This is a genomic window from Candidatus Neomarinimicrobiota bacterium (assembly GCA_036476315.1).
In the GTDB taxonomy this organism is placed as follows: domain Bacteria; phylum Fidelibacterota; class Marinisomatia; order Marinisomatales; family S15-B10; genus JAZGBI01.
In genome coordinates this window covers 1-8,172 of record JAZGBI010000028.1, presented here as the reverse complement: position 1 = coordinate 8,172, position 8,172 = coordinate 1, and the positions used below count along the sequence as shown (strand labels likewise).

At 49.0% G+C, this 8,172-nt stretch carries 8 protein-coding genes; all 8 read right to left on the bottom strand.

What is annotated here, in order from left to right:
- Nucleotides 1-160 precede the first annotated feature (160 nt).
- A complete protein-coding gene (trkA, locus tag V3U24_03360; protein ID MEE9166487.1) occupies nucleotides 161-1,501 on the bottom strand; it encodes a Trk system potassium transporter TrkA in 1,341 nt (446 codons plus the stop codon).
- 93 nt (nucleotides 1,502-1,594) lie between these two features.
- Nucleotides 1,595-2,344, bottom strand: a complete 750-nt coding sequence (locus V3U24_03355; protein ID MEE9166486.1) for a FlgD immunoglobulin-like domain containing protein — start codon at nucleotides 2,342-2,344, stop codon at nucleotides 1,595-1,597.
- Between the two features lie 83 nt (nucleotides 2,345-2,427).
- Nucleotides 2,428-3,054, bottom strand: coding sequence for a deoxynucleoside kinase (locus V3U24_03350; protein ID MEE9166485.1), 627 nt, complete (start codon nucleotides 3,052-3,054; stop codon nucleotides 2,428-2,430).
- A complete protein-coding gene (mtaB, locus tag V3U24_03345; GenBank protein MEE9166484.1) occupies nucleotides 3,051-4,382 on the bottom strand; it encodes a tRNA (N(6)-L-threonylcarbamoyladenosine(37)-C(2))-methylthiotransferase MtaB in 1,332 nt (443 codons plus the stop codon). The genes V3U24_03350 and mtaB overlap by 4 nt, the downstream gene beginning before the upstream one ends.
- Entirely contained in the window at nucleotides 4,382-5,446 is a 1,065-nt protein-coding gene (locus V3U24_03340) for a glucose-1-phosphate thymidylyltransferase (protein MEE9166483.1), read from the bottom strand. Before V3U24_03340 ends, mtaB begins: the two co-directional genes overlap by 1 nt.
- Nucleotides 5,443-6,018, bottom strand: a complete 576-nt coding sequence (locus V3U24_03335) for a ribonuclease HI family protein (protein MEE9166482.1) — start codon at nucleotides 6,016-6,018, stop codon at nucleotides 5,443-5,445. Before V3U24_03335 ends, V3U24_03340 begins: the two co-directional genes overlap by 4 nt.
- Nucleotides 6,019-6,557: 539 nt before the next feature.
- Complete coding sequence (locus V3U24_03330; GenBank protein ID MEE9166481.1) at nucleotides 6,558-7,619, bottom strand: isocitrate/isopropylmalate family dehydrogenase; 1,062 nt, start codon at nucleotides 7,617-7,619, stop codon at nucleotides 6,558-6,560.
- A gap of 4 nt (nucleotides 7,620-7,623) precedes the next feature.
- Nucleotides 7,624-8,172: GWxTD domain-containing protein (locus V3U24_03325; protein ID MEE9166480.1), on the bottom strand; the 549-nt coding region annotated here is incomplete at its 5' end.

The window sequence follows — 8,172 nt, the reverse complement described above, 5'->3', positions numbered from 1 at the left end:
AGCCCCTATGATCACCGTGATCGCCGATGAGAGCAGGATGCCCCTCACATCTGAATCTCCGTAGTAAAAGGACCAGGCTGCGGCAGGCAACATCGTGAGGCCCAGAATAGATACGAGGGCCGCTATGACGTTCAGGATACTACGAACGTGCATAAATTGGCTAAGAGAACAGTTTTTCCATCTTGGGAATTACGTCGGGAAGGGCGAATACAAGAACGGAATCTTCATGGGTGATTTGGGTGTCACCTGATGCGATGGAAATATGCCCGTGATGGTTAACGGCACCCACAACGCTGTCGTTCGGAAATTTGACATCTCCCAAAACGTGTTTGGTTACCTCACTTCCAGGGGTCGGTCTGAACTCAAGAGCTTCCATATCGATATCCTCGAAACTGGTAAACAGCACGTTCTGATCACTTCTGAGGTACTCCAGAATGGCGTTTACCGTGGACATGTTCTTACTTATCACTGCGTCCAGGCCGATTAGCTTCATCACGGAAATATATTCAGCGGTGGATACATGAACCAGGGATTGCCTGGCACCCAGATGTTTGGCGAGAAGTGCCGAAAGTAGATTGGTTTGTTGATTCTGGGTAACCGCAATAAAACTGTCCATTTCGTCCACATTTTCAGACTTGAGGAGCTCAATGTCTGTCCCGTCTCCCTGAAGCATCAGTGTCTTCTCCAGATCTGGCGCGACCTGCTGTGCCTTCTCCATGTTTTCTTCAATCAAGCGCACGTGAATCTGGTCCTGGAGCTCTCTCGCCACAGCCCTCCCTATCTTGCTTGCGCCAAGAATCATGACATTACGGGTTTCTCTGACAGGCTTACCTGTCATTTCAAGGAGGGTGGCCACCTCCTCCTTTCTAACAAGAAAATAGCAGATATCATTTGGTTCGAATCGGAGATCACCCCTCGGAATGATCGTTTTCATCCCCCGCATAACTGCGACGGAAATGAAAGAGACTTGCTGATTCCTGCCTCTGAAATCCTCGAGTTCCATATCAATGAGTGGGGAGCCGTTTTCAAGTCGGATACCAATGAGTTGAAGCCTTCCCCCTTCGAATTCCACGACACTCGTTGCAGCAGTCTGCATGACGACACGTAAGATTTCCTTCGTGGCTGCCATCTCGGGGTGAATCACCTTATCGATGCCGAACCTTTCCGGATGTATGATCGTGTTCCGGTGGCTATACTCGGTGTTTCGTAACCGGGCGACAATCTTGGCGACGCCCAGCTCATGGGCCAGTTGGGAGGCGATAAGATTCACTTCATCAACCCGTGTCACCGCAATGGCGACATCCGCATCCTGGACTCGCGCCTCCTTGAGAACCTGAGGACTGGCTCCGTCTCCCAGAACTGCGATAACATCCAAATTCTCGGATGCACGCCTGACCTTGGCCTGACTAATATCAATGACCGTAATGTCAAAGTTCTCTTCACTCAGCCCCTTGGCGAGATGAAAGCCAACTTCTCCACCACCGATGATAACTGCTTTCATGCTTATAGTCATCGCTATGGATTATCTCTTGTGAGAGTCAGATATGGTGGTTTGATGGTGTGAACTGTGTTTAAGAAAGTGCAAGCGGACAGATCATCTCAGGAGGACCATCTTTATGCTATGATAGTTAACCCCTACTTTTAGTGAGCAGAAATACGCACCTGATGAAAGTGGCCTCCCCTCAGTGTCCTTTCCGTCCCACGATACCGAGTAAGATCCCGCGGGAACGATTTCACTCCTCAGCTCCTTTACCTTCTCCCCCGACACGTCGTAAATAGCGAGCAAAATGACGGCATCCTCCGGTAAGTCGAATCTGATGATCGTCTCGGAACTAAAAGGATTGGGGAAGTTCTGGGTGAGTCGAAACTTGGAGGGCAATGAAGGTACGACATAAATCTTGCCGGCAGATACCCTGAGATTGATTTTGGTTCCAGAGGGAGAAGCGGCCTCAAACTCCTTCACCGTCAAATGCTCTACACTTTCAAACTCCTTGGCCGCCTCCAGAGGGATCATCAATACCGGTTCACTCAGATCGAGAGTCTTACCCTCGAGACTTACAGCCACAACCTCAAGGATATTGGAATCGACCCCTGTATATATTGTGAAGTGTTGATTGTTGGGTGAAATCTCGGGTTTGCCGAGAATAAGTCTACTTTCGTCATACTGAAGGAGAAACTGGAGACCCGAAATTTCCTCTTCGGAGTCGATGGTGAGGTAGATTGACCCCTTCTCGTCTTTACTGAGGGATGCATTTGAGAAAGCAGCGGTTGTCTCGAAATCGTTGCATTCGAGAGCAAACGGCAGGCTCAGGAGGAATGCTGCGGTGGGAAAGCCTAGCCTCATCCCATTATCCCATAACGCCAACAAAACTACACATAATATCGTTCTTAGTCAAACAGTTGCTCTTCGTTTCCGATTTCTGATTCTCAGTCGAGCATGCACCCGCTTTCAACCGCTGAGAGAATGTCTTCCAACCGGTTTTCATCATTGAACACATCGAATTCGTCAGTTTCAACTGTCAAGATCGAAAACTGTTCCCGGGCCTGTCGAATCCATTGACCATAAGCCATATTCAAGCGGTGAAGATACTCGGGCGAAACCATTTTTTCAAATCCACGGCCTCTTTTCTTAAGCCGGGTTATGAGTGTGTCTGTGGAAGCTTTGAGATAGACGATCAATGTTGGCTTCACCAAATGTGCTGTCATTTCTGAGAAAAGGTCGGAATAGTTGTTCCAGTCCCTTTCCGTCATGTGGCCCAACTCATACAAATTCCTTGCGAATATTTCCACATCTTCATAGATGGACCGATCCTGAATGGCGGGACTGTTTCCTTCGGTCATTTCCCTCTGAGTTCTAAAACGTTTGGAAAGAAAATAGACCTGCAGGTGGAAACTCCATCTTTCCATGTCTGAATAAAAGTCCTGGAGATATGGATTATCCTCAACGGACTCGAAATACGGTCGCCAGCCCAGTCTGTCAGCAACTATCTGAGTCAGCGTAGTCTTACCCACTGCTATGTTTCCGGCGATGCTCACGAAGGGGGACGGACTCAATTCAACAATTCACCTTCCACGTACTCACCCTCATTTGACATCAATCTCACCTGAGCGAGGAAACCCTGAAGGGACCGGGGACCACGCACATGAGTGCGAACATAATTATCCGTCCATCCCGAAAGAATACCGTTGCGGTAACTCTCGAAAAGGACAATCGCACTTTGACCCACATGGTGGTTGTAAAAGATCGTCCTCTTTTCCTTGGACAGCAGACGGAGCCTTCTGCTTCTCCTGATCCTTTCTCTCTGAGGGACCGATCCGGAGAGTTCAATGGCATCCGTCATGTCTCGTTCCGAGTAAGTAAATACGTGCAAATAGGAGACATCCAAGTTCTTGAGGAACCGGAAGGAATTCAGAAAGTCGTTCCAGGTTTCACCTGGAAAGCCCACCATCACGTCTGCACCAATGCAGGAACCGGGCATTAACGTTTTGATCATCTTGACACGCTGGGAATACAGCTCTTTTGTGTACCTCCTTCTCATCAGTCCCAGTATCTTATTCGATCCTGATTGAAGGGGAATGTGAAAATGAGGAACAAATCTGCGGGAATTTGCCACAAATTCTATGATGACATTTGACAGAAGATTAGGTTCAATGGAGGAGATTCTGATCCTTTCAAGGTTTTCAATCGTATCAAGCTCCTTAATGAGGTCAAGAAATGTATCTCCATTGTTTCTGCCGAAGTCTCCCACATTCACTCCACTCAAGACGATCTCCTTGACGCCGTTCTCGGCGATTCGTCCGGCTGAACGAACAGTACTTTCAATGGAGTCGCTTCGGCTACGACCCCTTGCCAGAGGTATAGTGCAATAACTGCAAGTGTAGTCACATCCGTCCTGGACCTTAAGAAAACTACGGGTCCGATCTCCCATCGAGGAGGCCGGCTGAAAAGATTCAATATCTCTTGTCTCACACCCGTAGATTTCGGCAGTAGGCTTCTTCCGCAAAGAGTTGAGGTGACCGGGCAAGTCAAGTTTTTCTTCAACACCCAAAACTAGATCCACACCAGGCATTCGGGCTATTTCATCAGGTTTCAGTTGAGCATAACAACCCGTGACGGCGACAAACGCATCTGGAGATCGCCTCACTGCTTGTCTTATGGCCTTTCGACATTTCCTGTCAGCCTCACGTGTGACAGAACAGGTATTGATCACGTAGAGATCCGCTACGTCTGAAAAATCCACTCTACTGAATCCCCGGTCCAGGAGATCGCGGGCAATGGTTGATGTCTCTGAAAAATTCAACTTGCATCCCAGTGTGTGGAATGCAACTCTTTTGACATCATTCTGAGGTTGCCCCTTCGCCGAATCGAGAGATTCAATCATCAAGACAACTCAACTCGACTTTGATCCCCAATGAGGAAACGGTGACTCTTTGGCTTAGTATCGGCTCGCTCGATCTTAACTTCATGCCCAAGAAGAGAAGCTTCGATGCGAAGTGCAACGTGTTCAATCGTTGAATCGTCCATGATGATGGAATACTCCACCTCGCTTCCCACAATTCGACACCCATCCGCAATGGAGGTGTATGGACCTATATACGCTTTCTCAATAACCGTATTCTTTCCAATAATGGCTGGACCGCGCACGGTACTGCCAGTTAGCCTGCTCCCTTTTCCCAGGACGACCCTTCCACTAATCGTAGATTTCTCGTCCACTTCCCCGTCAATTGAACCTGCCAGGTTGTCAAGAACCAAACGATTGGCTTCCAGCAGGTCCGATGCTTTCCCCGTATCTTTCCACCAGCCGGTTATTTCGGAATATGTGACATGAAGCCCCCTGTCAAGGAGGTACTGATGGGCATCTGAGATTTCGAGTTCACCCCTGGCCGAGGGCTGGATGCTCTTTACGGCTTCGAAAATGGTCGAGTCATAAAGATAGATTCCTGTCACCGCGTATTTGCTTTTCGGTCTTCTCGGCTTTTCCTCAATTGAGACAATGCGTCCATCAACAACTTCGGGAACACCAAATCTCTGGGGATCAGGAACCCGGCTCAACACGAGATGACAATTCGATCCGTTGGACTCAAATTCCTTGATGAATTTACCGATGCCACCTACCAGTATATTGTCACCCAGATAAAAAATAAACTTTTCCCGGCCAATGAACGGTTCAGAGGTCTTGACCACATGGGCCAGGCCAAGAGGTGCCTCCTGCGGAATGTACGTAATAGAAATTCCCAACTCCTTTCCGGTTCCAAATAGTGTCTCAATTTCTCTATCATCTTCGTTTACCACGATACCCACCTGGGAAATTCCCGCATCGCGAATATACTCCAGGGCGTACATGAGCATAGGTTTGTTGGCGATGGGGATCAAATGCTTGTTTTTTGTGTGAGTAATGGGCCTCAATCGAGTTCCATGGCCTCCTGCTGTCACCAGCGCCTTCATTTCTGTCGATCCTCCCGGGGCTGACTGGAAACCTCCCGGACGGGTTTTTTCAGCGCCTGATTGCTCAGAATATCCGCCTTGCGATTCTTACTCCGTGGGATGTGACCGATATTCCAAGAATCAAACTGGTCGAAGAGGTCCATGGCTTCGGAATAGAGCTTCATGAGTCGGTCACTCTTTACTTTGTACTCAAGTTTCAGCTGGTTAACCATCAACTCACTATCGCTGAAAACGGAAATCTTCTTTCCTTTCAGCTCTCTTGCATACTCCAATCCCCTGATGAGAGCTGAGTATTCAGCCACATTGTTCGTGGCTTCCCCAATGTTTTCGGAAAAGGTCAAGATCTCTTCCCTTTCATCGTCATCCTTGCTTGAGGAAAGGAGGACACCCCCGATCCCGGCCGATCGCGTCAGGGCATTTGAAGAGCCGTCAACGTACAGGATCAACTCGTTTCCGCCCTCGGCCCGGCCCAGTATCTTTGCATAGATTGATTCCCAGTCAGACGAATCGGTTTCGGGAAACGCCTCTGTCAGCATTTCCACCGATTTGGGAGAGAAAACGAGGTGAAGCAACTCCTTCTCTCGGGAGGTAAAGTCTGCCATAACCAAGATCAAGTTACGTCACACGTCTGTCTTCACAAAAAAGATTGTGCCTACATATTCTGAATGGAGACTTCTTAGCTTGGATTATCCACAGGATCTTGAGATCCGCATGTTCTTCCAAAGGATCTTGAGATGAGATCCAAAGGATCTTCCAAAGGATCTTGAGATGAGATTCGCCACCAAGACTCCTCCTCCACAGGAGACCCTACGGGTCAAAGGAGTTCCTGTGGAAAAGGAGACAAAGGCTATTGATAATAAGATCTTTAAGAATTCTCAGAGCTACATTTGTTTTATCAAAGATCACCGTCATCTTCTGTCACTGACCGATCCATAATTAGAGCTTTGTGCCCCTGCCCCGTGAAATACAAAGTAATATTTCACGGGGTAAATGACTTCCCCGCCCGCCTGCTCGCCCTTCAGTAGGGATCGGGCCTGCCAGCCCTCATCCTTCGGGAGCAGGCCGGCAGGGAGGCTGATGAATAGACTAAGTTAGGAAAAAAGGGGCTTGTTCAAGATGCGTTGTCCATGAGGGCTGAACAGACATAGTCTCCCACTTCGCTCGTTCCCATGCTCCCGCCGAGGTCACGGGTCACCCAGCCGCTTTTCAATGCCTTCTTAATAGATAATTCAACTGCGTGGGAAATTTCTGCCTTCCCTGCGAATTCCATCAGAGCTTGTACACAGGTCATAGCAGCTATGGGATTGGCATAATCTTTCCCGGCGTAGCGGGTTAATGAAGGATGAAGTGGCCGGAAGAGTCCCATCTTTCCTGGAGAAAGGATGGAAGACGCCACCAATCCCTGTCCTCCCTGAAGGGCCGTACCCAAAGCTGACAAGATCGAGCCGAAAAGGTGGTTGGTGACCAGGACATCGAAGTTCTCGGGAGCATCCAACATCATCTGAATTAGAGTTTCAAATCGCAATTGAGACGCCGAAACACCGGGAAAATCAGCCTTTACCTCCCGGAATGTCCGATTCCAAAGGTCATAGCCGTGTGGGTAGTTTTTGGATTTGCGACCCAGGGTTACACTGGACAGATCGTTCCTGGCAGCATAGTCGAATGCAAACCGGATAACGCGCTCTACTCTCAGTCGTGTTGTCACTTCCTGTTCAATGACCACTTCGTGCTCGCTTCCTTTGTCCAGAGTTCCACCCACCTCCGTGTAGATCCCCCCTGTGGCCTCCCAGACAAGCACGAGATCGATATCCTGCTCAGTTTTCCCGCTCAAGGGACACAGATCTGCGGAGAGAAGCCGTACCCGACGCATTCCCACGGAGAGATCCAATTCACTTGTGAGCCCTCTGAGGACTTCCCTGGCGTGGCGGTCGTCCGCGATTCGTGGGTCACCCAGAGGCCCCAGAAGAACGGCATCCATCTCATCCCTAAGCGTAGCAATCACCCCCTCAGGAAGTGCTATGCCCGTCTCGAGAAAATGATCGGCACTCAGGTCAAAGGTTACGGTTTCAAAGTCGAGTGAATACGCTTTATTGACCGCTTCTAACAGCTTCGTCGCCTGGGTCATTACTTCGGGGCCAACCCCGTCACCCGGAATCAGGGCAACCTTCTGCATAAGGTTATCTACGTGCCGAACCGTACGGTGAATAGTATGGCTCTAACAGTTCGTAATCGCCAAATCCATTGTAGTCAACGAAGAGAAATGCTCGATTTACTGTATAGTAGTGCCATCTCTGATATGAGCGGCCGTCAGGAGGTGAAAAATGACTCACCTCAATATCATCAGGGGGACCGAACAGTATGAAGATCATACCCATGGCTGTTTTCCAACCATCACGGAATGTGCCGAATTTCTCATTTGAGTACCGAACCCTTTTGTAATACTCGTCCATCAACTCGTTTTCGGCAGTATGGGAAGACGGATCTCTCTCCTCCCAGAACTCCCGGAACAGATCTTCTCTCTTTTTTTTCTTGGCTCTCTGAATTTTGGCGATTTCATCCCGCGATGCAATATAGCGAATCTGCTCAACAGCTTCGTCCAGATTCGATACGTGAGCCGTCAAGCCAAGCCACCTGATTTCCACAACGAGTTCAGACTCGGAGCTTTCCCCTCCCTGTTCAACTTTCAGTTTGAGCTTGAACTTGTTGCCCGGAACATCCGGCTGTCT

Excerpts from the sequence above, each read along its gene's own strand:
- V3U24_03355 (MEE9166486.1), bottom strand. The coding sequence starts at position 2,344 with ATGAGGCTAGGCTTTCCCACCGCAGCATTCCTCCTGAGCCTGCCGTTT.
- V3U24_03340 (MEE9166483.1), bottom strand. The coding sequence starts at position 5,446 with ATGAAGGCGCTGGTGACAGCAGGAGGCCATGGAACTCGATTGAGGCCC.
- trkA (MEE9166487.1), bottom strand. The coding sequence starts at position 1,501 with ATGAAAGCAGTTATCATCGGTGGTGGAGAAGTTGGCTTTCATCTCGCC.
- mtaB (MEE9166484.1), bottom strand. The coding sequence starts at position 4,382 with ATGATTGAATCTCTCGATTCGGCGAAGGGGCAACCTCAGAATGATGTC.
- V3U24_03330 (MEE9166481.1), bottom strand. The coding sequence starts at position 7,619 with ATGCAGAAGGTTGCCCTGATTCCGGGTGACGGGGTTGGCCCCGAAGTA.